Raw genomic sequence first — 25,096 nt, forward strand, 5'->3', positions numbered from 1 at the left:
TGATTTAGAATCGTAGCCCCGGCTACACTCTCCGTCCGTAGCCCAGGCTACATCTCAGGGCCTATGGCATTGGAAGCAGGGAGTCAGCCAGGGGGGGGGCCGCCGGACACCGGTTTCCGCTCCCTACCGGAGGTCAACTCGTCGGTCGCGGTCGACCGCACGAAGCCGACCTGGCGGCGCTGGCTCGGCTTTGCGGGGCCAGGCTTTTTGGTCAGCGTCGGCTATATGGACCCCGGCAACTGGGGCACGGACCTCGCCGGCGGCTCGAAGTTCGGCTATGCGCTGCTTTGGGTGATTTTTATCTCCAACCTTATGGCGCAATTCCTCCAGGTGTTGTGCGCCAAGCTGGGTTTGGTAACCGGCAAGGATTTGGCGATGGCCTGCCGGGACTACTACAAAAGGCCTGCGGCGATCGCCATGTGGATCCTTTGCGAAATTGCGATCATCGCGTGCGACCTGGCCGAAGTCGTGGGGTCCGCGGTCGCGCTCTATCTTTTGTTCGGCATCCGGTTGGAAGCCGGCGTTATCCTCACGGGCCTAGACGTCCTGATCCTGCTGTCGTTCATGAAGTTTGGTTTCCGCAAGATTGAGGCGATTATCTTTACCCTGGTGCTCACAATCTTCGGTTGCTTTGCCTATGAGATCTTCTTGGCAAAACCAGACTGGAGCCTCGTTGCGCGGGGTACGTTTGTGCCCACTCTTCCGAATACGGAGGCGTTGCTGATCTCTGTCGGCATTCTCGGGGCCACGGTCATGCCTCATAACCTTTATCTCCACTCCAGCATCGTGCAGACTCGGAAGATAGAGCAAGGCAACGGGGGTCTCGAAGAGGCGATAAAGTTCAATAAGATCGACACCGTGCTCGCCCTCAGCCTCGCGTTCTTTGTGAACGCCGCGATCCTCATTCTTGCCGCGGCACTGTTCCATAACGCCGGTATCGTGGTGGAAGAGTTAGAGCAGGGTCACGTGCTTTTGAATACGGTTCTTGGTGCAGGTTCTGCGACTGCCTTTGCAATCGCCTTATTGGCCTCTGGCCAATCATCCACGATTACCGGCACCCTTGCAGGACAGATCGTCATGGAAGGCTTTATGCGATGGAGGATCGCACCATGGATCCGTCGCTTGGTCACGCGAAGCTTAGCGATTATCCCGGCCGTCATCCTGATCCAGATCAGTGGCGGAAAGGAGACCGTTAACTTACTCGTGCTTTCACAAGTCGTCCTTTCTATGCAACTGCCGTTCGCCATCTTTCCGCTCGTTAGCGTCACGAGCGACAAGACTAAGATGGGGCGTTTTGCGAATAAGCCATTGGTGAAGTGGCTCGGCTATACGATGGGCTTCCTGATCTCCGCCCTTAACGTGTACTTGCTCTACGACGTCTACACGACCTTCCAAAGGGAGCACCAGGTGCCCTGGCTGCCGGCGCTGGTCGTCGGCTTGATCCTTGCCGCCATCGGCTTCGCCGCCTATGTCCACTTTATCTATAAGGACCGGCCAAAGGCCGACGGGGCTGCGGCCTAGCCGAAGCGTACGGGACTAAGCGGGCCGGTCTCCAAGTCGGTCGGCCGCCCGTCCGCCATCTGCGCGATCAAACGACCGGTCAGGGGTGCGAGCGAAACCCCGAGGGTTCCGTGCCCGGTCGCGACGAGGTAGCGCGTGCCCGGGATCTGGCCGATATAGGGCAGGCCGTCAGGGCTGCAAGGCCTCAAGCCGCTCCAGGTGCACGAGAGCGGCGGCCGGACCGATGCCGCGTAGAAGCGGGGCAGGGCGCGATGCAGTCCCTCGACCCGTCGCGCATCCACCGATAAATCGGTGCCGACCAATTCGAGCGTGCCCGCGATCCGAACCCTGTCGGCCATCGGCGTCACCGCGACCCGATCCTCCAGCAGCAGGCTCGGTATCCGGGTCTGGAGCTCCCCTCGCGCCAGTTCGAAGCTGTACCCCTTGCCGCCCTGCAGCGGCATGCGGATCCCCAATCCCTTCGCCAGCTGCTCGGTCCATGCCCCGGCCGCAAGCACGACGACGTCCCCCTGGACTTCCGCAACCTCGCCCACCTGTTCCGCCACGAACTCGACCCCAGTCTCGGCGAGGTGGGCTCGCAGCCCGTCCGTAAGCAGGGGCGGGTCGATCTGGGCGTCGCCGGGATAAAAGACGCCACCGACCGCCTTGTGGCCCGCAAAAGGTTCGAGCGCGGTGAGTCCGCGATGGGCGAGGATCTCGGCTTCGATGCCGAGTTCCCGCGCATGCATGGCCGCTTCGGCTTCTTCCTCGAGCCCGTCTTCCGTCCGGCACAGCATGAGCAGGCCGCGCTCATGGAAGCCGAAGGGGAAGGGAAGCGATTCAGCGGCCTCGCTCCAGAGCCTGCGGCCCCTGGCGCCGAGCTGCATGAGCAACGGTGCGGCGGTCTTCACATGCTCTTGCGTGCAATGGGCCAGGAAGAGGCGCGCCCAGCGCCAAAGGTCGATGTCGGGTCGGGCTTTGAGGCGAAAGGGGCTGTGGGGATCCAGCAGCCAGGTGAAGACTTGGTCCAAAACGCCCGGCGCCGCCAGTGGGACGATGTGGCTCGGGACCAGCATGCCCGCATTGCCCCTGGAGCAAAGGGGGGCGGCGGCACCAGCGTCGTAAAGGGACACCTGCCAGCCGGCCCTTGTCAGCTCGTGTGCGCTGAAGAGGCCGACGATTCCGGCGCCGATGACGGCGGCTCTTGCCACGGGGACAATCTACCGCGAGGAAGCACAAGGCCGCCCCGCCGATTTTTCTCGACGGGGCGGCAGTCCGGGCCTTCGCTTCAAGCGACGGCGGGATTAGGCCTTGCGGCGGCGAGCGACGAGAGCGGCGAGGCCCGTGCCGAGAGCGAGCATCGTGGCGGGCTCCGGAACGACGTTGACCGCGTAGCTGTAGTTGTTGGCGAGCGGGGTGACGGCGCCAGAGCCGAAGCCGTCGCCCGGGTTGATGCCCCAGCCGTTGTTGCCGCCCGGGTTGCCGCCCGAGTGGCCGAGCACGAAGGCCTGGCCGCCGGCGCCGAAGTCGCGCTTAATGGCCATGCCGATGAAGGCGCGGGACCCGCTGACGGCGAGGTTGAGTCCAGTGAACTCCTGGACGTAGGTCGGGTTGGTGGTGCCACCGACGCCGGTGATGCGGGTCGTGGTGCCCTGGGCAGCGTTGAGGTCGACCCAGCTCAGGACGCCGGGGCCGCCGTTGAGGCCGTTGCCGGAGTTGCCCGCGCTCTGCGGATCCGTGTAAATGGCGATGCGCCAGTCGAAGCTGTTGACGGGCATGGACGGGTCGGTGATCTCGAAGGCGATCGCGACCTTGTCGACTCGGTTCCCACCATTGGTGTTAAAGTCGTCGATCGAAGTGCCGCTGAAGTCGCCGAAGTCGCCAAAGATCTGGACGACGCCGAAGTCAGTGATGGTGCTGAGCGAAGAACCGCCAGGAGTGATCTGGTTCATCGCGTTATAGGTGTTGAGAAGCTGAGCGTTGGCAGCGACGGTGGCCGCAGCAAGAGCGAGAAGCAGCGTTTTCTTCATGTGTGTGTCCTCAGGTCAAAGAAGCAATCTCGTGAGAATGCCTCCACGTTCAGATTGTCCGTGTCGCCATTTTCTGTGACAGCGTTTTTTCCCGTGAGGTCACGAACGGGAAAAAAAGAAACCCCAGTCATTGACTGGGGTCCTTCCTTTCTGAGCCTAGGACGCTTGCGCGTCCGTCAACCAGAAATTAGTTGCTGCGGCGTCGGCGAGCGATCGCAGCGAGGCCAGCGCCGAGCGCGAGCATCGTGGCCGGCTCCGGCACGACGTTGACCGCGTAGGCGTAGTTGTTGGCCGTCTGAAGGACGGCGCCGGACCCGAAGCCGTTGCCCGGGTTGATGCCGTAGCCGTTGAAGCCGCCGGGAGTGCCACCCACATTGCTGAGGATGAACGCCTGGCCGCCGAGACCGAAGTCGCGTCGGACAGCCATGCCGATGTAGGCAGTGGAGCCGCTAACAGCGAGGTTCAGACCGGAGAACTCCTGGATGTAGGTCGGGTTGGTGGTGCCACCAACACCGGTGATGCGGGTCGTGGTGCCCTGGGCAGCGTTGAGGTCGACCCAGCTGAGGACGCCGCCGCCGCTGTTGAGGCCGTTGCCCGAGTTACCAGCGCCGTTCGGGCTGCTGTAGATGGCGATGCGCCAATCGAAGCTGTTGATCGGCATGGACGGGTCGGTGATCTCGAAAGCGATGGCGACCTTGTCGACTCGGTTCCCACCACCGGTGTTGAAGTCGTCGATCGAGGTGCCGCTGAACTCGGGGAAGTCACCGAAGATCTGAACGACGCCGAAGTCCGGGGTCGAAACGAGGCTAGCACCGCCAGGGGTGATCTGGTCCATGCTGTTGTAAGGGCCATTAACGAGCTGGGCGTTAGCGGCAACCGCGATGGCCACGAGCGACAGAGAAAGCAGGGTTCGCATGTTCATTTCCTTTTTGTCCTCCGATTGGAAGAACCCGCCGACGCTAGTTCGGCAGTGCACGTTTACTGTGCGATTCGTATGGTACATCTAGATCGCGGCCAATGTCCATCATCTAGAGACAAACAGGCAGAATTGCCTGTCACTTTGTCTGGCCAGGCACTAGACCCTGTCTATTTCCCCGGGGAGGTCAGCGGTCCTCTGGCCCTTCTTCCGAGACACTGGATTCCAGGAGTCGTCGCAGACGCTCCCGTTCGTCCCTTTCCCGCTCGCGATCCTTGACCTTATTTATATAGGCGTCGAACTCCTTAGGCGATTGGGCCGGGCCCCGGCCCGTGCTTACCATTCGGTCTCGGGCTGGCAAGCGCAGGTTGCCCCGGCCATAGAACCAGCCCACCACGCACGGCAGCACGGCAAGGACTCCGATCAAGGGCGCCCCCGCGCCGTATCCAAAGAAGATCAGGACGGCCGCGACCAGCGCCACCCACTTGGCCGCCAGTTGCAGCACGAACATGAAGCGGATCGGCTGGTCGGGCTCGCGGGCGGCCCAGATGCAAGTCAGGCCGGCGATGGGAATCCAAGGGTCGCCCAAGAGGGCGGGTCGGATACCGGAGAGCGCCGCGAGCGCGATCCCGAGGGAGGCGACCAGGGCGAGCCCAAAGAAGAAGAAGAGCAGGCGCCCGCTCCCTTCTCGTTCCTCGATGTACCGGCCCACGCCGTGCAGCCACAATCCGGCGAAGATGTACGACAAGGCTCCGCCCAAGCCGCCGAACGGATAGGTGAGAAGGGTCCAGGGTCGCGAGAGCGAGCCGTCGAAGATGACGGCGGAGCCCCACTGCTGGCCGACCGAGGGGATCCACCCGAGCACGAACCCGACCGCCAGCGAGATGATCAGACCCCAGGTGGCAGGGGAACGCCGCAGGTCGAAAGAAGCAGGGTTCGAGGGAGTCATATCGCTCAAGCCGCTCGTCGCTAGAGACGGACGCGTCCTGTCAAAGGTACGATCACGCCCTCTGGAGAGTCTCGCCCCAATGAAGTACTACGTCATTTGGCCCGATGGCCAGAAGTTTGGGCCCGCCGACGTCGACACGTTGACCCAGTGGGCCGCCGAGGGGCGCATCACGCCCTCCACTGAACTCGAATCGGTCGATACGGGCGCGCGGGCACCCGCCAGTTCGGTGCCCGGCATCATCTTCTCTGGCCCTGCCGCGGCGGCCCCCAGCGACCCCGGGCCAAGCTATCCCGGCCTCACTTCCGAGCCGAGCGCCCCCGGCCCTTCTGCGCCGTACGCGGCGCCAGACCCCTACCAATACCCCCCCAGTTCCTCTGGCGCTTACGCGCCGATGAACGTCGGCGACGACGGCGGTGGGGACGTCACGAAGTCCTTCATCCTTTCCGCAGTCGGGCTCTTCTGCTGCTGTTTCGCCTCGCCCGCTGCGGTCTACTTCGCGAACGAGGCCAAGAAGAAGGGCAATCCCAACGCGCAGGCCGCCTTCATCGTCTCGCTCATCGTTCTGGGCCTGGTGGTCATTGGCTCCATCTTTTATGCGATCGCCTTCGCCACCGGTGTCATCGGGGGCATCGGAGGGTTGGGCTAGACCTCGGCCCGCCGTGGCCCTCAGCCCGGAGCTTCCGCCGCCCGAAGCGGATCGGGCTGGCATCCGGCTGGACGATAAAAGCAGGTGGCGCCCTCGGAGGGAATCGAACCCCCGACGCCCTCCTTAGGACGGAGGCGCTCTATCCACTGAGCTACGAGGGCGCGCCGCCCTATGAGCGTACCGCAGGGCTCAGGGCTTGATGCGACGGCCCTGGTCCTGTTGCGGCGTCATTCTCATGGTTCCACGTTGCTTTCGGTACTCGGCGACCTTCTCCTCCACGGCCCTGCGGGTCTCGGCGTCAAGGCCGTCCAGGCCGGTCGGCGTAGATTCCGGCATTGGAGGTTTCAATTCGAACACCGCACTGGATCCCAGTTTCTCAGGAGTGCTTAGAAGGACGGTGAGTAAAGTCTGTTCTCCTCTGAAAAACCGGAGGGTTCGAATGTACTCGTTCCCCTCGCTGCTCCATAAGTAGCTGGCGATCGTTTCCTTGTCAGCCGCCATGGTCTGTCGATAACCGCCCTCATACTCCAACTCCATGTACTGCTTGTCGCCGAGCTTTAACGAGACGGTGATTTCGGAATTGCTCGGAATGCCGTATGGGAACAAGGACGTCGGCTCACCCCCCGTGCGCTGGACCGCTTGCTGGAACTTGAAATCAACCTCCGAGTGGTCACCTGAAACTGGATTGACCGTGGAGTCTTGGATCCACTCGTCGACACGCTTGGTCAGAGCGTTCTTGACCGTACCGTACTTGAAACGGAACTCGCCCCTTTTGGCTGCTGCTCGTGAGTTAGCATCAAGTGCTCCGTAGATCGAGAGAGCATCGTAGCCGCTCCAATCAAAGCCTGACAGCCCGGGCAGGGCCAGTCCGAGGACTTGGCAACCAAAATTGAACGCTTCTTTGGACCCAGATGCCTGGGCAAAGTCAGCAAGAGTGTCGACGTTAGCCCCTTCCTTCTCGTACTTTCGAGCAAACTTGGCCACCGCGACTCGCGGTACGACGAAGAAGTTGTAAGGGTTTGCCTTGGGTGGGGAAATGACCCACCAATCGTCCGACTGCTCGAAACTGGGTTTGGAGAAGCTTAGGAGCGCCCTTGTTCCCGCGATGGCGTCTTTCTGGTCCGCAAGCATGTAGTTCGACATCAAGATCATGGCGTCGTCAAGACGCGCCACCAGGTTTACGTCGACGGCCTCGGCCGCAGCAAGAAGAGTTTCAGACGGGATCCAAGCGAACGGGTCGTCCTTATCCATCTCCTTGAAATATCCTAACAGAGCTTTTTGGTAATCCGTCGGCTCCTCCGGCTTTGAAGAACGCCCTCGTTGCGACATCGCTTGCTTCATTGCGGTAACAATGTTCTGCGCGCGCTCGGACAATTGAAGTTCCGCTTTAACGTCCGGAAGCTTTATGGTCGTGGCTTGATCGGATCCGGGCGCCTCAATTCCGAACATTTCGTTGCTTTGGGTCGACCAATCGTCGGAGCTAAGGGTGTATTTCAAGTCCAAGAAACCGCCCATCGCGTTCCTACTGAACTTGAACAAAAAGTAGGTCGGTGTCACCCCGGCATCGTCTTCCTGCAAAATCTCCGAGTAATAACCGCCGACCGCGTTGGAGAACGTGCTTTGGCCCAAAGCATCGCGGAGCATCGCCCTTTCATTCAGATAACTCTGGACCGCGGCCTGGAAATCCTTGGGCAAAGCTTCCTGGCGGGGGGTCGGATGGGAACTGAGAACGAGTTGCTCCCCAGAGCGAAGCTTGGCGAGGCGCTCCACCCCGACGCTCTTGACGATGCGCATGATGAGCCGCTTCCTTGCCGACCGTGCGTCAGCGGCCATGACGGCCGACCACCGCGTCTCTTCTGGCAGTTCTTGCGCTGCGATGGCGGCCTTGACGGCCTTTTCGGCCCCCTCGCGCGTGAGCTCCTGGGCAATGTCCGATTCCGTGATCTTCTTGCGGATCTGCGCCGCGATCGCCTCTATCCGCACATTTTCCTGTTCCGCTTCGTAACCAGGCCTCCGGGCAAGAATCTTCTTGCCGCCCTCCGTGCGCCAGACACCGTCAAGAACTTTCGCGACCCTTTCGAGGGCCTCGTCCTTCGGCACATCCTTCAGTCGGACCAGGAGCGGTTCGAAGGCGATCGGTCCCTCGGTGAGCAACGTTTCGCCGGTGTTCTCGGCCAGCGCCTTTACGACCTCGCCGGCTGCAGCGATCCCTTTAGTCAGGGTGACGGTGTCTTTCTGTTGACAAAGGGCGACGAGTAAAGCGAGCGACGTCATGAGGGCACCGGGCCAATATTATTGACGCGTACGGCCGCCAAAACAATCGCGTTACGTTAAATCAACGCGATTTCCGGTCCGCCCGGCAAAACTCGGCCGATGAGGACGCTCCCTTCCACCGGCCGGGCGCTTGCGACCGCCAGCCCGCCACTGGTCTGGGGGTCCAGGGCAAGCTGCACCAGCCACGAAGGCACCCCATCGCTGATTCTTAACCGGTCTGCAAGGAACTCTCGCGTGCGCGTCGCGCCACCCGTCACGCATCCTTCCGCGACCATGCGCTCGATTCCGGGGAGGACGGGGAGCTTGGCGCACTCAATCTCGATCGCGACCCCGCTTGAACGCGCAATGTTGAAGAGGTGGCCGGCAAGGCCGAACCCGGTGACGTCCGTCGCGCAGCGCGCGCCCGCGGCCAGCGCCGCTTCCGCGGCGGCTGCATTGAGGGTGGACATGGATTCGATCGCCGCCGCAAGCTCGTCAGGTCGGCAGCGGTCGTTCTTCGCGGCAGTGGTGGCGATGCCCGTGCCGAGGGGCTTGCTCAGCCAAATCCCGTCGCCAGGCTCGGCCAGGTCGTTGCGCAAGATTTTGTCCGGATCGACCAAGCCGGTGACGCTCATGCCGAACTTCGGCATCGGGTCGTCGATGGTGTGCCCGCCCACGACGACGGCGCCCGCTTCCACCGTCTTGTCGTGCATCCCCAGCAGCACTTGCGCCCAGACCTCGGGCGGCGCGGCGGTCGGATCGAAGCAGGCGATGTTCATCACCGTGATCGGGCGGCCCCCCATGGCGTAAACGTCGCTCAGGGCGTTCGCGGCCGCGATCTGGCCGTAGGAGTAGGGATCGTCGACGATCGGTGTGAAGAAGTCCATCGTCTGCACCAGGGCCGTACGGCGGTGCCCCTCCTTCTCCCCGGGGTGTGAACCAGCTCCCCCAAACAAAGGGGAGGCTCCGGAAGGCACCAGAAAGACGCCCGCGTCGTCGGACGTTTCAAAGCCGACGAGCAGGTCGGGGTTCGCAGACCGCGGCAAACGGCCGAGGACCTCGGCCAACTGGGCTGGGCCCAGCTTGCTCGCTCAACCCGCGCAGGCGACCAGGTGCGTCAAACGCATGCGGGCTAGGTTAGCAGGTCTGGGCGGCCGGCCTTTGCCTTATGGTTCGGTCGTCAACTCCCGGCTTTCCACTTCCGTGCCCGCGACACCGACCATGTGCGTCCCATTGCGGTCGAGCCACTCGAGGAGTTGCCCGATGCTGCCCCGCGCCAGGCCGATGCACGTGTCCGCCGCGCCATAGTAGAGGTTCACGGTGTCGCCGTCGTCGCCCACCGTGTAGCCACACGGGAACACCACGTAGGGCACGTCGCCTTCGATCTCATAGCGCTCGACCGGCGCCATCATCCAGGTTTCGCCGCGCAAGAGGCACACCTCCGGCCGCTCCAGATCGAAGAGGGCCAGCCCGAGACGATAGATCGCCCCGGACGCGTGGCGTCGCACGCCGTGGTACATCACGATCCAGCCGCGCGGGGTCTCGATCGGCGGCGGCGATAGCCCGATCTTGTTCGCGTCCCACCAGGCGCCAAGGCGGGCGGGAAGCATCTGGCGGTGGCCGCCCCAGTTCCGCAGGTCGGGCGACTGCGAGATCCACATGTGCGAGCCCTGCTCGGTGGTCGGCCGGTGGATCAGGACGAACTGGTCGTCGAACAGGCGCGGCAGGAGGGCCGCGTCCTTGTCGTCCGGCTGCATCACGAGGCCCAGCCGCTCAAACGTCTTGAAGTCTTCGGTCGTGGCCAGCGCGACCCCCGGGCCTGTCTTGCTGTACGCGGTGTAGGCGATGACATACTTTCCGAGGTCGGGGACGAACGTGATGCGCGGGTCCTCGATCCCCCAAAGCTCTTCGGCATGGTTGGCCGGGTCTGGGGCGAAGGTCGGGGAAGGGTCGATCTGCCAGTCCGTCACCCCATCGGCCGACCGGGCGGCGGTCAGGTGCGAGATCCCTCGCCGGTCCTCGCATCGGCACAGGAGCAGGGTCGTTCCGTCCTGGAGCCGCGTGGCCCCCGGGTTGAAGACCGAATGAATGGGGTAAGGCCAATCGGAGGCCTTAAGAATCGGGTTCTGCGGTTCACGGACGAACAGCTGTTCATACCCATCGTGCATAGCGTAATGTTCGAGCTGGCTGGAGACAGGCACGGGCACACTGGTTGGAAACGTATTCCTGTGGACCCCGGCTGACCTTTTGCTCAGGCCGAACATACCTGCCGGTTTTTCGGCTTTGCCCGAGGGGGCCCCTAAATTCCCGGCAGACTCTTACAGAAACTTTATGGGCCCTGCCTGACCTCTTTGCCAGGTTCTCACACAAGCGGGCGTAGAGCTAGGTATGCGGGGAGATCGGTTGTGAAATACCCCCGGGATGACTCATGACTGTCACTTTACTTGGTAACCATCCGCCTCGGCGCTGCGGAATTGCCACATTTACAGCAGACCTCGCTGATGCTTTGGAAGGAAAAGGGTGCGACGTTGCGGTAATCGCAATGGACGATGGCAAAGAAAACCCGACCTATCCGTCGCGGGTCGGATTGACCATTGATAAGTGCGATCCCTATTCGCACGTCATGGCCGCAGACTTTATCAATCAGCGTGGGGGCACGCTTTGCGTGCAACACGAGCACGGGATCTTTGGCGGGCCCGACGGTAGTGATCTCCTCCACCTTCTCCGCGGTGTCCAAGTTCCGGTCGTGACGACCCTTCACACGATCCTTTCTAGTCCCACCCAAGGGCAAAGGGACACAGTGCGGGCCATCGCCGACCTTTCGAGCCGCTTAGTCGTCATGAATCCGATAGCGGTTAAACTCTTACAGCGGGCTTATGGCATTGACTCTAGCAAAGTGTGCGTGATCGAGCACGGCGTGCACGAACCGCTTTCTCTCACCCGCGAGGAGGCCAAAGACCAGTTGGGTTGGATCGGGCGAAACATCCTCACATTTGGGCTGCTATCTCCGGGAAAGGGCATCGAGGCCATGGTCCGCGCGATGCCGGAGGTGTTAAAGTTTGCTCCAGAAGCCCGGTACGTGGTCGTCGGGCAGACACACCCCCACGTTAAGCGACAAAGTGGCGAGGCTTATCGAGCAAGCCTTGAGTCCCTCATCGAAGAATTAGGGATTTGCGGGAGCGTGGAGTTCGTCGACCGGTTCGTCGATCTCGAAGAGCTTTTGGTCATGCTTCATGCCTGCGAGGTGTACGTGACTCCTTATCTGAACAGGGAGCAGATTACTTCGGGGACCTTGGCTTATGCGGTAGGTTCCGGCCGCGCCGTCGTCTCCACTGAGTACTGGCACGCGCAAGAGTTGCTCGGCGACGGCACCGGCCTTCTTGTGCCGCCGTCGGATCCCGCTGCGCTCGGCGAGGCGGTCGGCCGTTTGCTCGCCGACGAAGGGTTTAGAAAGGGAGTAGAGGCCCGCGCGACGCAAAAGGCGCAGACCATGACTTGGAAACAAGTCGGCGCGGAGTACACGCGCACTTTCGGACAGTGTCTCCGCGAATACGTGCCTTCTCGAGAGGCGACCCTTGCCCGCTCCTTCGACGGGGAAGTTCCTAACCTTTTCCATTTGCAGGCGCTGACCGACGACACCGGAATCCTGCAACATGCGAACTACGACATTCCGAACCGTCGTGAGGGGTATTGCACAGACGACAACGCCCGCGCCCTCTCCCTGGTCTTAGAACTCGGTAACGTCTATGGGTGGGATCCTAACCTGGTTCGATTAGAGGCCGTCTACGCCAGCTTTCTTGAATACGCCTATAACGAGAAATGCGGAAAGTTCCGAAATTTCATGGATTTCCGACGCCATTGGCTGGAGGATGAGGGGAGCGAAGAAAGCCAGGGCAGGGCCTTCGCAGCCCTCGGGCGGTTAGCCCGCTACGGTTCAAATATCGGCCGCAAGACCCTCGGCGAGAGCCTGTTCCGTCAAGCGCTGCCGAGCATCAAGGAGATGCGTTACGTCCGCTCCCGGGCGAACGCGCTCATAGGTCTCGTAGACCTTACGACGGAAGTTTGGCGCGAAGAGTACGCGCACCTTGCGGGCCAACTGGCGCAGGAGATTCTCGCGCAGTGTCGCGATGAAGAAGGATGGAAGTGGCCTGAAGAGTCTATGACTTATGACAACGGCCGGTTTGCCGAAGCGCTTATCGCATATGGCTACGAGTTCCAAAACGTTAAAAGTCTGAGCCAAGGCCTAGAGATCCTAGAGCATGTCACGGCTGTGCACACGGGCCCCGGCGGAGTCTTCCTTCCGATCGGGTGCCACGGGTTTCATCCGGGCGGGGGCCCCCGCGCGGTCTTCGACCAACAGCCGATCGAGGCGATGTCCATCGTACTGGCTTGTGCCCGTGCATTCGAAGCGACCGGGCGGCGCAAATGGATCCGCGAGGCGGAGCGCGCCTACCGATGGTTCGAGGGCGAAAACGCCGTCGGCGTCCCGGTCATCCCACCGGACGGGACCGGCGCTTACGATGGTCTCGCCCCCGATGGGCCCAGCTTGAACCGGGGCGCGGAATCGACGATCGCTTACTTGACGTCGCGCGTTGTCTACGAGGGCCTCATCCAGCGGGTCGCGCCTTGGGAAGCCGTGACCGTCTGTTAGTCCTGCCGAACCATAGCCGCGACAAACGGCTTTATGGATAAGAAATGGCAGTGCACGGCATCCACCACGTTACGGCGATGTGCGGCGATTCCCAGCGGAACGTCGACTTCTACGCGGGCGTCCTGGGCCTCAGGATGGTCAAGGTGACGGTCAACTTCGACGACCCAGGAACGTACCACCTCTACTATGGGGACGCGACCGGGTCGCCGGGCAGCGCGATGACCTTCTTCCCCTGGCCCGACGCCTATCGCGGCCGGCACGGCACGGGGCAAGTCGGCCGCACAGCGTTCTCGGTGCCGGTCGGGGCTCTCGCCTATTGGCGTGGACGCCTCGCTGAGAACGGCGTTGAGTTCACTGAGGCGACCCGTTTCGGAGAGGCGCGACTCAACTTCGTCGACCCAGACGGCTTGAACCTGGCCCTGGTCGAGGCGGTAGACGATCGCAATGCGTGGGACCAATCGGACGTGCCACTTGAAGCGGCGATTCGCGGGTTCCACTCGACAGAGCTCTGGCTGGAAGCTTGCGAGCAGACCGAGAGGCTGATGGACGAGCAGCTGGGCTTCCGGTTCCTTGCGGAAGAGGGAAACGTCCGACGGCTGGCGAGCGCGGACGGGCCGGGCGGCTTTATCGAACTCGTCTGCCTGCCGAACCAAGGGCGGGGGCGCGACGGGGTCGGCACGGTGCACCATATCGCCTATCGCGTGCCAGACGACGCGGCGCAAGTCGAACTGCTTGGCTCCTTGCGGTCGAGCGGACAGAACGTGACCCCGGTCCAGGAGAGAAAGTACTTCCGCAGCATCTATTTCCGGGAGCCGGGCGGCGTGCTCTTCGAGGTTGCTACGGACACCCCTGGGTTCGCGGTGGACGAGCCGGTCGAGCACCTCGGCGAGACGTTGGTCCTGCCGGAATGGCTCGAAGAGTATCGGCCGCAAATCGTCCGAAGGTTGCCGAAGATCACGACGCCCGCCGGCGTCACCGTGCCCTAGACGCAGAAATGGTGGCCGAAAGCAAGAACCGGCAGGAGGAGAAAGCCCGGGCGCGCGCCGTCCACGATTTCAAGGTAAACCTTAAGGCGGAGTTGGAGGTCCGCCTCTTGCACGACAAACTCGATTATCTTGTCGTCTCTCAAATGAAGCGGCTGTTAGAATTCCAGCAAATCGAAATCGACATGCTAAGAGACCTCATGAACAAGGCGTCCAAGCCTTGAGCGCCTTCGAGCACTTTTCCCGGCCCTCGGAGAACGGGTGGACCGTTCTGTCCTTGCACGGGACGGGCGGCGACGAACGCCAGATGCTGCCGATCGTGGAGCGGGTCGCGCCGAAATGGGGCGTGCTGAGCCCGCGCGGCAAGTCCACCGACGAGCCTGGCTTGCGTTGGTTCCGGCGCTTCGCCGAAGGGAAATTCGACCTCCCGGACCTGAAGGAGAAAGTCGGCGAGCTTGCCGATTGGGTCGAGTCGCTCGAGATTCCGAATCTTGTGGCGGTGGGGTACTCAAACGGCGCGAGTGTCGCGGCCGCCCTCATGTTCCTGCGTCCGCGGTTGCTCAGGGGCGCGGCGATGCTTCGGCCGAGCGTCCCCTTCATCCCCGAAGAGCGCCTGTGCCTGGGCGAGGCCCACGCCTGGCTCGGGGGCGGACGGTTCGACGACATCGTCGACCCGCACCAAACCGAGCAGCTCGGCTCGATGCTGCTCGAGTACGGCGCCTCCGTCGAGGTCGCTTGGGCGGAAACCGGCCATGGGCTGGACGAGTCCGACATGACGAGCCTATCTGCCTGGATGGCCCGGCTCTCGGCTGGTTAGGCTTCTTCCGTTTCTGGCCGCACGACGTTCTTTTGTAGTAACGGACTGTGCGGTGGATCACGACAATCAGCGTGCCTTGGTGGGAGCACGTCCTGCACGGGACGGTCATTTACCTTGGGCTCTTGATCGTTTTCCGGTTCATCTCCAAGCGGGAATCGGGCAGTGTGGGGCGTTCCGACATTCTGCTCATGGTGCTCGTGGCGGAGAGCGTCAGCGACCCGCTGCAAGGCGAGTCGAAGACGGCGGCGGACGGCTTGATCCTGGCGTCGACTATCGTCGGCTGGGCCACCTTGCTCGACTACCTTTCGTACCGTTTCAAATTCGTGCGGCGGCTCGTCCAGTCTCCGCCCACGTTGCTCGTGCAGGATGGCAAGCCCTTGGGACGGAACTTACGAAGGGAGTTCATCTCGCCGGAGGAACTGGAGAGCCAGTTGCGCCTGCAAGGCATCGATGACATCGCGAAGGTCAAGCGCGCTTACATGGAGTCGAACGGGGAAGTGAGCGTGGTCCCCGTGCGGTGACCAACCGTGGTGGCTCGCCTTGGCAGGGGAACCCGCCCTCTTGCGGGTCTAACACGCGTCCGGCAGACAGCTCACGCCTTCCCGAAGCGCCGCTTCCACTCGTCAAGCTTCAACAAGGCCTCGACGGGAGTCAGCTTCGTCACGTCGAGCTCGACTAGCGCTTTGACGATCTCCGGCTGTCCGGCTTCGAAGAGGGTGAGTTGTACGGACTTGGTCGAGGCGCGCATCGCTTCCACCGGCCGTTCGCTTTCGTCCAGTTGGTCCAAGACTTCGCGCGCCCGCGAGAGGACGGAGGGCGGCACACCCGCCATGCGCGCGACCTGGATGCCGTACGACTTGTCCGCCCCGCCGGGCACCACCTTGTGCGTCCAGACCACCCGGTCTCCGATCTCTTCCACGTCGACCCGGCAATTGAAGACCCCTTCGATCTGGTCGGCGAGCGCGTTCAGCTGGTGGTAGTGGGTGGCGAAGAGGGTCTTGGCGCCGATGCCGGCCAGGTGCTCAACCATGGCCCAGGCGATCGCGAGGCCGTCGAAGGTGGCGGTGCCGCGGCCCACCTCGTCCAGAACGACGAGCGACCGCTCGGTCGCGTTATTGAGGATGTTCGCGCTTTCGACCATCTCGACCATAAAGGTCGATTGGCCGAGGGCAAGCTCGTCCTTCGCCCCGACGCGCGTAAAGATGCGGTCGCAGAGCCCCATGCGGCACGAGCGGGCCGGCACGAACGAGCCCATCTGGGCCATCAGCACGGTGAGCGCGGTCTGCCGCAGGTAGGTGCTCTTGCCGCTCATGTTCGGCCCGGTGAGCACCATCGCGCGGCGAGATGCCCCCACGACAAGGTCGTTCGGCACGAAAAGGCCGTTCGTCTCGACGACGGGGTGCCGCGCCCCTTCGACCTCCAGCACGTCTTCGTCGACGATCTCGGGCCGGACGTAGGCGCGGACTACGGCCGCCTCCGCCAAGGACGCGAGGGCGTCGAGCTCGGCGATCGCCCGGGCGGTTCCCAAGAGGGCGGCGGCGTGGTTCGCCACGGTCTGGCGCAACCGGTGGAAGAGGTCGGCCTCCAGGGCGAGCGCCTTTTCCTCCGCGCCCAGCACCGCGCTCTCGTGGTCCTTCAGCTCGGCCGTGATGTAGCGCTCTGCGTTCGCCGTCGTCTGCTTGCGGATGTAGTTCTCCGGGACGCGGTCGGCATGGGCTTTCGGCACTTCGAGGTAGTAGCCGAAGACCGAGTTGTAACCGACCTTCAGCTTCTCGATGCCGGTGGCGGCGCGCTCGGTGGCTTCGAGCGAGGCGATGTAGCCCTTGCCGTCCCGGCTCAGCTCCCGCAGCTTGTCAAGTTCCAGGTCGCAGCCCGGCCTCAGGATGCCGCCGTCGCGCACGGTGGGCGGAGGATCCTCCACCAGCGCGAGGCGGAGTTGGTGGGCGAGGTCGCGGTGGTCGCCCACCCGCTCGCGGATGCTGTAAAGCCCGGCCAGCGCGACTTTGCGCAGGGCCTCGTCGAGTTCAGGCAGGGCGAGCAGCGAGTTTCGGAGGGCGCCGAGGTCGCGGGGACTGGCGACCCCGGTGGCCGCGCGCGCGACCAGCCGCTCGATATCCGACACCTTCTTCATGGCGTCGCGCAGGTCGCCCCTGGTCAGGGAGTGGTCGGCCAGCCGCCCCACCGACTCGTGCCGTTCGCGGATCGCTTCGGGATCCAGCAAAGGCTGCTCCACCCAGCGTCGCAAGAGGCGCGAGCCCATCCCCGTGACGGTGTGGTCCAGCACGGACAAGAGCGTATGGCGGCGGGAACCGTCGCTGAGGTTCTGCGAGAGCTCGAGCGACCGACGCGTCGTCGGGTCGAGCTGCATAAAGCCGTCGACCGAGTAGGTCGAGAGGGTCTCCACGTGGCCGAGGGAAAGGCCGCTCGCCCGGGCGTAGTCCAGCACCATCGAAGCGGCGACGACCGCGCTCGGCTTGCCCTCGATCCCGAACCCGGCCAGGTTGCCGACGTCGAAGTGCTTTAGAAGGGTGCGTTCGGCGCGGTTCCCGTCCGGCTTCTCGCCGGGCGTGACGGTGAGGCCGAGCCCGGCGCTCGCCAGCTCGCCGATCCGCTCTTCTTCCTCGGCCCCAGCGGGGGCGAGGAGTTCGGCTGGTCGCAAGCGGGCAAGCTCCTGAAGGAGCCGCTCGCCCAACCGGTCGCCCTCCACTTCGGTCACGAGGAACTCGCCCGTGCTGGGATCGAGCGTGGCCAGCCCCGCCCGCCCGTCAACCACGCAGACCGCGGCGAGGAAGTTGTTCGCCCGGTCTGGAAGCATCGATTCTTCCAGCACCGTGCCCGCGCTGAGCACGCGCGTCACGCCCCGGCGCACCAGCCCCTTCGCCTTCCTCGGGTCTTCGAGCTGGTCGCAGAGGGCCACCTTGTGCCCCGCGCCGACCAGGCGGGCGAGGTATTTCTCGACGCTGTGGTAGGGGACGCCGGCCATGGCGATCCGGTTCCCCGGCCCGTCCTCGCGCCCGGTGAGGGTGATCTGAAGGCAGGAGGCGGCGACTTCGGCGTCGTCGCCGTAAAACTCGTAGAAGTCGCCCACGCGCATGGCGACCAAGGCCCCCGGATGGGCCGCCTTGGCCTCGCAATACTGCCGCATCATCGGCGTGCGGGGCTGCATCGCCTCAAGTATGGCTCCCAGCTTCGGTTCCCGTACCACCAGCTTCAGGGGAGGTCGTCCCGAGGGAGCGACAATCCGGTGGCTTCGTCATTGCCTTCGAGTTGAACTAAGGAGATACAATCGTGGCGATGAAGTTCGTTCGTGGGTGTGGGTTGGTTGGCTTGGCCATGGCTGCGGTTGCCATGCCGGTCGTCGAGGACCTCTCGTTGCCTGGCCCGTACCAACCGGGGTTCCGCCAAGTCACGGTGCGGCGACCGAACAACTCGACCTTCACGGCCTTCGTCTACTACCCGGCGACAGCGAACGGGACCAACGCGCCGCTAGACCGTAGCGCGGCGCCCTATCCGGCGGTCACGTTCGGACACGGATTCCTGCAGACCTTGGATCGCTACCGCAGCACGCTTGACCACCTGGCCACGCGCGGTTACATTGTCATCGCCACGACGACCGAAGGCGGGCTCTTCCCGAACCATGCCAACTTCGCCGCCGACATGCGCCACTGCCTCACCCACCTTGAGACCGAGAACGGCCAGGCGGGCGCCTTCTTCGAGGACGCGGTGGCGACCGACCGGTTCGGCGCGAGCGGCCACTCGATGGGTGGCGGCGCGAGCATCCTCGCCGCCTCGGCCGACCCTCGCATCAAGGCGCTCGCCAACCTGGCGGCCGCCGAGACGAACCCCAGCGCGATCGCGGCCATGGCAAGCGTCACCGCCCCGGCCTCGCTCATCGCGGGGAGCGAAGACGGGATCGTCCCGCCGAGCACGAACGGCCAGCGAATGTACGAGAACGGAGGCCCGCCGCGCCAACTGCCCGTGGTCACGGGCGGCTGGCACTGCGGCTTCCAAGACGTGAGCAGCTTCGGCTGCGACACCGGCTCCCTCACCCGGCCGCTCCAACTGGCCGAGACCCGCCGCTTACTCACCGCCTTCTTCGACCTCAACCTGAAGCGCGACCAGACGCGGTGGAGGCTGGTCTGGGGGCCGGAGATGGTCGGCAACCCTCAGACGACGACGACCTTCGACCCGGGAGCCCGGGCGACACCCCCCGAGCTGACGCGCGAGGTGCCGCGCAACCAACGGGCGACCTTTGACGTCACGGTCCACGAATACGGGCCGGGCCCCGCAAAGCTTTGCGCTCGCCGTCGAGGGCAACCGCTGGCCGACCTTCTTGACGACGCCGAACACCCGGGTTCTCGACGTCGGAGAGAGCCAGGTCGTCCGTGCGGTCGTCGTGGCCCTCTCGCCCAACCCGAACCTGACGACGGACACGGCCGTCTTCAGTGCCCGCTCGAACGTCGACGGCGTGACGCGGACCTACTCGACCCTGACGACGCGCATCCTGCCCTAGTCAGCGACGCTCGGCGGCGCCTAGCGGAAATGCGGGGTTTTTTGGCGCGCCATAGCCGCGCCCTAACACCCGGGTGTCACACTCTGGGCAAGTCCGCCGAAACCTTTCGACGGAGGATCCCTTTATGAGACGAACTCTTTCGCTTGTGCTTCTGGCCCTCGTGGCCGGTACGGCGCTCGCCGGGCAGCCGCTGGAGCGGTTCCGCGGTGCGACGCGCCTCACCTTCAGCTTCGGGGACAACACGCCCCGCTATGGCAATACCGACGCGAACGTCCGCATCGAGGTCAACGCGTTCCTGCTTGGGAACCAGGTCATCGAGGAAACGGGCGGCGCCGACGAGTTTGAGGCGACCAAGACCGGCGGCTCGCTCAACATGGTCCTCGACCTCTCTAAGATCAATCCGCTCTTTCCGCCCGAGCTGGTGACGCTGACGGGGTCCGATCTAGGAAGCGAACGGGTCCGCCACACCTTGGACACCGTCCTCCCAGGCCCTTACCACATCGAAGGCACCTTTGGGGGCATCGAGGTGAACATGGACCTCTTCGACGTCCGAGTGACAGTGGGGATGAACTCCCAGCTCAGCAACAGCGTGACGCCACCGATCCTGAACCCGGTGCTGAACGCCGAGTGCGACGTGCAGTTCGACGACTATAACGGCGGGGCCGGCAACGTGATCTCGGCCGTTCCGGGCCGCGTCCGCGGCTGGATCGTCGCGCCGATCTTCACGGTGAACTCGGTCCGCGTCGACGTGACGAACATCCAGCAGGCGGGCCAGGTGCCAGCCAACATCGTCGCCCCGACCTCCTTCGTCACACGGCTTGGACGGGTCGACGCGGGCAACGCGGCGAGCCTTTCCGCCGTCGACGGCAACGTGCTCCGAGTCTGCAAGTTCATCGTGCCGAACCAGATCGTCCCGCCTGTGAACGTCGAGGTCTCCGGCAACAATGCGAACTCGACTGCCGCGTTCCTGAAGCTGGTCGCGACGGACCGCATGGCCACCACCGGCGCCTTCCGCCGCAAACTCGAGCTGTTCAACTTCCAGACGAGTACCTGGGACGTGACCGACTTCCGAGAGGACGTCGTGAACACGACCTTCGCCAGCCGGGAACTGCCGGCAAGCGGCGTCCTGTCGCGCTACTTGGGAGCGGGGAACGAGATGCGGGCGCGCTACACCGTGCGCCAGACGGGGCCGGCCGGCTCCAGCCAGTGGTGCCACGAGATGGACGAGCTGCGCTGGGTCGCCACGCCCTGACCGCTAGTCCCCGGTAAGAGTGACGCGGCCGATGAACTCTTCGGCCGCGTCCAAGATCCTCGCCTTCCGCGGCTCTTTCAAGCGGTCGAAGGCGCTCACGGCCTGGGCCGTCCGCGGGTTCCGTGCCATCCACTGACGGTTCCGGCCGACGAACCGCCAGTAGAGCCCGTCCCAGACGTCGCACCAGTCGCCCCTAGGATAGTCGCTCATTTTGAGGATGTAGGCCGACCCGCTGAAGTACGGCTTGGTCGCGAAGTAGCCGCCGTCCGCGAACTGCCCCATGCCCAGCACGTTCGGCCGCATCACCCAATCCGCCGAGTCGACGAACATCTCCATGAACCAGCGGTAAGCGTCCCCGGGGGCGACCTCGCACATCATCATCACCGCCCCCGTCACCATCAGCCGCTCAATGTGGTGGCACCAAGCGGTCTCCTTAAGGTTGTGGATCGTCGTGTCAATCGGGGGTAAGCCGGTCGTCCCTTTCCACCACGCGGGGCCGAGACGACGATAATGCCCGAGGGCGTTGAAGCCTGCCGCGCCGGGCAGGGTACGGCTATCGGCGAGGAACTCGCGCCACGGCCCGTGGGGTTGGTCGTACTCCCGGTCCACCTGCCAAACGAACTCGCGCCAGCCGATGATCTGTCGGACGAACCCCTCGACCGAGTTCAATGGGGCAAAGCCGTCTTGATAGGCGCCGACCGCCGCTTCGACGCACTCCATCGGCCGGATCAACCCCAGGTTGATCGAAGAAGAGAGCCGGCTGTGCCAAAGCGCGGCCTGGCGGGAAGAGACGACGTCCTCGTACGGGCCGAAATCGGCAAGGCGCGTCGCCACGAAGTCGGCCAGCGCCTGGCGCGCCTGCTCGTGCGTGACGGGCCACTGGAAGGGCAGGGCCCGGCCGGGGTGGTCAGGAAACACCGCCTCGACCAGGGCGGCTACCTCACGGACCTCCAGGCCAGGCTCGAACAAGGTCGTTTGAGGCGACACAAGGTTCTTCGGCAAGGGCTTTCGGTTCTCGGTGTCCAGGCTCCACCGCCCGCCTTCGGGCCGCCCGTCCCCATCCACCAGCACGCCCAGGTCCCGCCGCTGCCGGATGTAGAAGTCCCCCATCTTGCCGGCCCTGGTCTCCTCGCGGAACGCGCGCCATGTCTCCGGCCGAGTCACAAAGGCCGGGTTCGCGACCAGTTCGACGGGAGGCAGGTCGGCCCTAGCGAGGGCCTCGTTGAAGAACGGGTCGGCCGGCTCGTAGGCGAAGATGCGTCCGATGCGCTGCTCCCGGCAGTAAACCGCGAGTCCCTCTAGGAACGCTTGGTCCGAGCTGGGATCAAGCTTTTCGTAGTGGCACGCCACGCCAGATTGGGCGAGGCGTCGGCGGAAGGCTCGCATCGCGGAGAGGAAGAGCACGAGCTTCTGCTTGTGGTGCCGCACCCGGCGGCACAGGCCGATGTCCTCGCGCATGAAGACCGGCACGCCGGACGGCATGCCTGGCAGTCCGTCGAAGAGCTGGTCGCCCAGGACGAGGGAAAGTGTCTCCACGCCCTCTGAGTTACGAACTTTCTTTCAGGGCCTCCCAGAGGTTGACAAGGGCGGCCTGGACGGCCCGCTCGCGGACCACGGCCCGCCCGCCCCGGAAGAGGTTCCGGGCCGATCGGGCTCCGCCCGGCCCCGCGAGACCGGTGTAGACCAATCCGACCGGCTTTTCCTCGCTACCTCCGCCGGGTCCGGCGATGCCGGTGACGCTCAGGGCGTAGTCCGCGTCCAGCCGCTCGCGGCAGCCTTCGGCCATAGCCTCTGCACACTCGGGGGAAACCGCGCCGTGCGCCTCGATGAGATCCTTCGGCACTCCGAGTAGGCGGGTCTTGGCCTCATTGGAATAGGTGAGGAACCCGCCGAGGAAGACGTCGGACAATCCCGCGATCGAGGTGAGGCGGTAGCCCAGCCCGCCGCCCGTGCAGCTCTCGGCCACGGCGAGGGTCTGCCCGCGCTGCCGCAGCTCCTGCAAAAGGACGGCCTCGAGTGGAGAGTCGCCCTCGCCATAAACGTTGTGCCCCAGGCGCGACTGAATCTCCTCGCGGACGGGTGCGATGCGTGCGAAGGCTTCGGCCTCTGTCGCGGCTTGGGCGCTCACGCGGATGTGGACCTCGCCGGTCTTAGCGTAAGGGGCGACGGTGGGATCGGTGCCGTGCATGAGATCGCGCAGGCGGTCTTCCACCACCGACTCGCCGATGCCGACCAGCCGCAGGACCACCGAGCGGATGGTCTGGCCCGGGTTCGCCGTGAGAAGCCACTCACGGACCGGGCCGGTGACCATCGGTCGGAACTCGCCACGCGGGCCGGGCAGGGCGAGCACCGTCTTATCGCCCTTCGGGCAGATGAGCCCGGGTGCGGTCCCGTTCGGGTTTGGCACGACGGTCGATCCGGCGGGGCGGCGCGCCTGCTGAAGCTGGGAATCGACCCAGGGAAGCCCCCGGCCCTCGAAGAAGGCGCGGAGACTGCGCGCGACCTCCGGGTCCTCGACCAGTTCCAACCCGAGGGCATCGGCGATCCCGGTCCGGGTGATGTCGTCCTCGGTGGGGCCGAGCCCCCCGATCGTCAGCACGATGTCCGACCGTGAAAGGGCCAGGCGCAAGGCTTCGACCAAGCGGGGCAGGTTGTCGCCCACGGTCTGGCGATTGGTATGGACGACGCCGCACTCGGCGAAGACCTCGCCCGCAAGCGCAGCGTTCGAGTCCACGATCTGCCCTAAGAGCAGCTCGGTGCCGACGCTGACGATCTCCGCGCGCATCGCCTTACTCTACGACGCCGCCGTCACTCTTCGTGGACGACGATCTGCGGGTCGCCCCCGGCGCCCATCGGCTGGACGCGGACGACGGCGAAAGGTCGCGTGAGGGCCTGGGTCACGAGGTCGTCGGGGCCCGGCTTCTTCAGCTTGAACTCCACCGTCCAAGATTTCGCATTCCAACTCACCTTGTAGAACTCGAGCTTGAACCCGCCGCTCGGCCGCTCCTTCTTGTCGCGCGCGAAGACGATGGCCTCCTTGTTCCAGTTGAGGCCGTGGAGCGGCCCATCTTCGCCGGCAAGGTTTGAGAGCTGTTCTTCGCCGAGTCCAAGGTCGTCGGACAGCTTCTGCCACTCCTTCTCGTTCCGCGCGACCACGACGTCCTTTTTCACGCCTGGCGCGCGGTCACCGGTCACGACTTCCACGAGTTTTGAAGATCCATGGTGGCTATGGCCCTGCTGCTGCGGCGTGAGGGCGAGGGCGAAAGCGAGGCTCAGAACCATGAGTGGACTCAATTATGGCCTTAGCGGCCCCTCGAACCGGGTTTGCTGGGCGGCGGCGTCTTCCACCAACCCTCCGGGATCGCGTAGAACTTCGGCGCCGAGCGGACCTCCAAGATCTCTTGGCCCTCGGGAGTGTCGAAGACGAAGTCGTAATTGTTCGGGCCATAGGGCGTGACGATCACGGTGTACGGGCTAAAGATGGAATCGGAACTGGCCGTTCCCATGAAGGAGCCGACCTTCACGCGCACCTCCCAGATATCAGGCCCGATGCTCTTGATGCTGCGGACTTCCACCGTCCGGTTGAAGGTGTTCACCCGGCCGAGGTTGATCGCGATCAGCTGTTGCCGGCAGAAGTCCGGCGTGAAGATGGTGCCGGTCACGCGGTCGCCAAACCCCAGTTGCCAGTTCGAATAAAGCTCCCAGTCGTACTGGCTGCGGATGATGTCGACCCGGGCGTCGGCGAGCTTCCCCGCGAAGTTTCCGTTGACGAAAGCCCACGGGATCTGGTTCCCGCCGAAGACGGTCATGCTCTGCGCGGAGGCGAAGCACGACGCGAGGGCAACGGCAAAAAGGAATGGCTTCATACCAACAGACAGACGCTTCCACGAGGAAGCGGTGTCGCTGGTGCCGGGAGCGGGACTCGAACCCGCACGACCTTGCGGCCAGCGGTTTTTGAGACCGCCGCGTCTACCATTCCGCCATCCCGGCCAGGAAACGGATCATATCAAGTTAACCCGTTCGCGAACTCGCCGGGCCTAGAGCGCGTTCTCCCCAATAATGAAGAAAGGTTTGCTAGGACTTGTGGCCTTGGTCTTGGTAGGTCTCATCGCCCAGGCTTACCTCACCGCGCCGAACGACGAGGCGCTGGTGCGCGAGACCCTGCGGGACATGGTCGCGGCGAGCCGCGAGGGCCGGTCGAACCCCGTGCTCGACGGGCTGGCCCGCTCGTTCACGCTGAACGGTTCGCCGATTGAGGACAAGCGCGAGGTCGCACGGTTCATCCGGGCTAGCAGGCCTCAGATCGAGTTCGAAAGCGTCAATCCGCAGGTGGCGGGGGACCGCGCCATGGTGGTCTCGGCCGTCTCGGTCCGCGCCGATACGGGGCCGTTCCCGATCCAGCAACGATTTCCCCAGGTGACCGTCTCCTTCGAAAAAACCACGGGCACCAGATATTTTGTGTTGCCCTTCGCAAAATGGCGGGTGACGGACGTCTCAATAGACGGGTTGGACTACTCCCAACTCCAGGAATGAGGCTGGCCGTCAAAAATACGGTAGGACTCAGACTTGGCGGAGTTCTGACGGAC

Annotated in this window: 22 protein-coding genes and 2 tRNA genes; 10 read left to right on the plus strand and 14 right to left on the minus strand. The window is 64.1% G+C overall.

The genetic code is table 11. The features are described from left to right. Positions 1–63 precede the first annotated feature (63 nt). Positions 64–1,521: an Nramp family divalent metal transporter gene (locus KF733_04375; GenBank protein QYK56721.1), complete on the plus strand. Its 1,458-nt coding sequence runs from the start codon at positions 64–66 to the stop codon at positions 1,519–1,521. Here the strand turns inward: KF733_04375 and KF733_04380 are convergent. From KF733_04380 to KF733_04395, 4 genes are all read right to left on the minus strand, one after another. Next, positions 1,518–2,711 carry an FAD-dependent oxidoreductase gene (locus tag KF733_04380; protein QYK56722.1) on the minus strand — a complete coding sequence of 398 codons (1,194 nt, stop codon included), beginning with the start codon at positions 2,709–2,711 and terminating at the stop codon, positions 1,518–1,520. The genes KF733_04375 and KF733_04380 overlap by 4 nt on opposite strands. Positions 2,712–2,804: 93 nt before the next feature. Next, complete coding sequence (locus tag KF733_04385; protein QYK56723.1) at positions 2,805–3,530, minus strand: PEP-CTERM sorting domain-containing protein; 726 nt, start codon at positions 3,528–3,530, stop codon at positions 2,805–2,807. 187 nt (positions 3,531–3,717) lie between these two features. Then, positions 3,718–4,446 (minus strand): PEP-CTERM sorting domain-containing protein, encoded by a 729-nt coding sequence (locus KF733_04390; GenBank protein ID QYK56724.1) that lies wholly within the window; start codon positions 4,444–4,446, stop codon positions 3,718–3,720. 187 nt (positions 4,447–4,633) lie between these two features. Then, a complete protein-coding gene (locus tag KF733_04395) occupies positions 4,634–5,404 on the minus strand; it encodes a hypothetical protein (protein QYK56725.1) in 771 nt (256 codons plus the stop codon). 70 nt (positions 5,405–5,474) lie between these two features. Here KF733_04395 and KF733_04400 point away from each other — a divergent pair, with 70 nt between their 5' ends. Then, a complete protein-coding gene (locus KF733_04400; protein QYK56726.1) occupies positions 5,475–6,041 on the plus strand; it encodes a hypothetical protein in 567 nt (188 codons plus the stop codon). Positions 6,042–6,126: 85 nt separating this feature from the next. On the opposite strand, the gene KF733_04405 is transcribed toward KF733_04400, so the two are convergent. The 4 genes from KF733_04405 to KF733_04420 all read right to left on the minus strand — a co-directional run bounded on the left by KF733_04405 (position 6,127) and on the right by KF733_04420 (position 10,462). Beyond that, a tRNA-Arg gene (locus KF733_04405) sits at positions 6,127–6,202 on the minus strand. A 28-nt stretch (positions 6,203–6,230) separates the two neighbouring features. Continuing rightward, a complete protein-coding gene (locus tag KF733_04410) occupies positions 6,231–8,315 on the minus strand; it encodes a hypothetical protein (GenBank protein QYK56727.1) in 2,085 nt (694 codons plus the stop codon). A 56-nt stretch (positions 8,316–8,371) separates the two neighbouring features. Beyond that, positions 8,372–9,361, minus strand: a complete 990-nt coding sequence (selD, locus tag KF733_04415) for a selenide, water dikinase SelD (GenBank protein QYK56728.1) — start codon at positions 9,359–9,361, stop codon at positions 8,372–8,374. Positions 9,362–9,460: 99 nt separating this feature from the next. Further along, positions 9,461–10,462: a hypothetical protein gene (locus tag KF733_04420; GenBank protein QYK56729.1), complete on the minus strand. Its 1,002-nt coding sequence runs from the start codon at positions 10,460–10,462 to the stop codon at positions 9,461–9,463. 338 nt (positions 10,463–10,800) lie between these two features. Between KF733_04420 and KF733_04425 the strand changes: the two genes are divergently transcribed. From KF733_04425 to KF733_04445, 5 genes are read left to right on the plus strand one after another with little or no spacing between them, the layout of a single operon-like run. Further along, complete coding sequence (locus KF733_04425; GenBank protein QYK56730.1) at positions 10,801–12,945, plus strand: glycosyltransferase; 2,145 nt, start codon at positions 10,801–10,803, stop codon at positions 12,943–12,945. A gap of 44 nt (positions 12,946–12,989) precedes the next feature. Then, the gene (locus KF733_04430; protein ID QYK56731.1) at positions 12,990–13,931 is read left to right on the plus strand and encodes a ring-cleaving dioxygenase; all 942 of its coding nucleotides are present in this window, start codon (positions 12,990–12,992) and stop codon (positions 13,929–13,931) included. Positions 13,932–13,942: 11 nt separating this feature from the next. Continuing rightward, positions 13,943–14,152, plus strand: a complete 210-nt coding sequence (locus tag KF733_04435) for a DUF1003 domain-containing protein (protein QYK56732.1) — start codon at positions 13,943–13,945, stop codon at positions 14,150–14,152. Continuing rightward, complete coding sequence (locus KF733_04440) at positions 14,149–14,745, plus strand: hypothetical protein (GenBank protein ID QYK56733.1); 597 nt, start codon at positions 14,149–14,151, stop codon at positions 14,743–14,745. Before KF733_04435 ends, KF733_04440 begins: the two co-directional genes overlap by 4 nt. Before the next feature lie 47 nt (positions 14,746–14,792). Beyond that, positions 14,793–15,266 carry a DUF421 domain-containing protein gene (locus KF733_04445; GenBank protein QYK56734.1) on the plus strand — a complete coding sequence of 158 codons (474 nt, stop codon included), beginning with the start codon at positions 14,793–14,795 and terminating at the stop codon, positions 15,264–15,266. 71 nt (positions 15,267–15,337) lie between these two features. On the opposite strand, the gene mutS is transcribed toward KF733_04445, so the two are convergent. Continuing rightward, complete coding sequence (gene mutS, locus KF733_04450) at positions 15,338–17,911, minus strand: DNA mismatch repair protein MutS (protein QYK56735.1); 2,574 nt, start codon at positions 17,909–17,911, stop codon at positions 15,338–15,340. A gap of 128 nt (positions 17,912–18,039) precedes the next feature. Here mutS and KF733_04455 point away from each other — a divergent pair, with 128 nt between their 5' ends. Both KF733_04455 and KF733_04460 read left to right on the plus strand, forming a co-directional pair. Then, positions 18,040–19,386: a hypothetical protein gene (locus tag KF733_04455; protein QYK56736.1), complete on the plus strand. Its 1,347-nt coding sequence runs from the start codon at positions 18,040–18,042 to the stop codon at positions 19,384–19,386. Continuing rightward, entirely contained in the window at positions 19,383–20,510 is a 1,128-nt protein-coding gene (locus tag KF733_04460; protein ID QYK56737.1) for a hypothetical protein, read from the plus strand. The genes KF733_04455 and KF733_04460 overlap by 4 nt, the downstream gene beginning before the upstream one ends. A 3-nt stretch (positions 20,511–20,513) precedes the next feature. Here KF733_04460 and KF733_04465 read toward each other — a convergent pair whose 3' ends face one another. The 5 genes from KF733_04465 to KF733_04485 all read right to left on the minus strand — a co-directional run bounded on the left by KF733_04465 (position 20,514) and on the right by KF733_04485 (position 24,500). After that, positions 20,514–22,046: a cryptochrome/photolyase family protein gene (locus KF733_04465; GenBank protein ID QYK56738.1), complete on the minus strand. Its 1,533-nt coding sequence runs from the start codon at positions 22,044–22,046 to the stop codon at positions 20,514–20,516. Positions 22,047–22,056: 10 nt separating this feature from the next. Further along, on the minus strand, positions 22,057–23,295 hold the full coding sequence (locus KF733_04470; protein QYK56739.1) for a competence/damage-inducible protein A: 1,239 nt from the start codon (positions 23,293–23,295) through the stop codon (positions 22,057–22,059). A gap of 23 nt (positions 23,296–23,318) precedes the next feature. Beyond that, entirely contained in the window at positions 23,319–23,792 is a 474-nt protein-coding gene (locus KF733_04475; protein QYK56740.1) for a protease complex subunit PrcB family protein, read from the minus strand. 20 nt (positions 23,793–23,812) lie between these two features. Next, positions 23,813–24,376: a hypothetical protein gene (locus KF733_04480; protein ID QYK56741.1), complete on the minus strand. Its 564-nt coding sequence runs from the start codon at positions 24,374–24,376 to the stop codon at positions 23,813–23,815. Positions 24,377–24,414: 38 nt separating this feature from the next. Beyond that, positions 24,415–24,500, minus strand: a tRNA-Leu gene (locus KF733_04485). 81 nt (positions 24,501–24,581) lie between these two features. Between KF733_04485 and KF733_04490 the strand changes: the two genes are divergently transcribed. Further along, positions 24,582–25,043 carry a hypothetical protein gene (locus KF733_04490; GenBank protein ID QYK56742.1) on the plus strand — a complete coding sequence of 154 codons (462 nt, stop codon included), beginning with the start codon at positions 24,582–24,584 and terminating at the stop codon, positions 25,041–25,043. Positions 25,044–25,096 lie beyond the last annotated feature (53 nt).

It is taken from the genome of Fimbriimonadaceae bacterium, assembly GCA_019454125.1.
GTDB lineage: Bacteria > Armatimonadota > Fimbriimonadia > Fimbriimonadales > Fimbriimonadaceae > JALHNM01.

Excerpts from the sequence above, each read along its gene's own strand:
- mutS (QYK56735.1), bottom strand. The coding sequence starts at position 17,911 with ATGCAGCCCCGCACGCCGATGATGCGGCAGTATTGCGAGGCCAAGGCG.
- KF733_04460 (QYK56737.1), top strand. The coding sequence starts at position 19,383 with ATGAGACGAACTCTTTCGCTTGTGCTTCTGGCCCTCGTGGCCGGTACG.
- KF733_04480 (QYK56741.1), bottom strand. The coding sequence starts at position 24,376 with ATGAAGCCATTCCTTTTTGCCGTTGCCCTCGCGTCGTGCTTCGCCTCC.
- KF733_04455 (QYK56736.1), top strand. The coding sequence starts at position 18,040 with ATGAAGTTCGTTCGTGGGTGTGGGTTGGTTGGCTTGGCCATGGCTGCG.
- KF733_04475 (QYK56740.1), bottom strand. The coding sequence starts at position 23,792 with ATGGTTCTGAGCCTCGCTTTCGCCCTCGCCCTCACGCCGCAGCAGCAG.
- KF733_04430 (QYK56731.1), top strand. The coding sequence starts at position 12,990 with ATGGCAGTGCACGGCATCCACCACGTTACGGCGATGTGCGGCGATTCC.
- KF733_04390 (QYK56724.1), bottom strand. The coding sequence starts at position 4,446 with ATGCGAACCCTGCTTTCTCTGTCGCTCGTGGCCATCGCGGTTGCCGCT.
- KF733_04410 (QYK56727.1), bottom strand. The coding sequence starts at position 8,315 with ATGACGTCGCTCGCTTTACTCGTCGCCCTTTGTCAACAGAAAGACACC.
- KF733_04385 (QYK56723.1), bottom strand. The coding sequence starts at position 3,530 with ATGAAGAAAACGCTGCTTCTCGCTCTTGCTGCGGCCACCGTCGCTGCC.
- KF733_04470 (QYK56739.1), bottom strand. The coding sequence starts at position 23,295 with ATGCGCGCGGAGATCGTCAGCGTCGGCACCGAGCTGCTCTTAGGGCAG.
- KF733_04375 (QYK56721.1), top strand. The coding sequence starts at position 64 with ATGGCATTGGAAGCAGGGAGTCAGCCAGGGGGGGGGCCGCCGGACACC.
- KF733_04400 (QYK56726.1), top strand. The coding sequence starts at position 5,475 with ATGAAGTACTACGTCATTTGGCCCGATGGCCAGAAGTTTGGGCCCGCC.
- KF733_04420 (QYK56729.1), bottom strand. The coding sequence starts at position 10,462 with ATGCACGATGGGTATGAACAGCTGTTCGTCCGTGAACCGCAGAACCCG.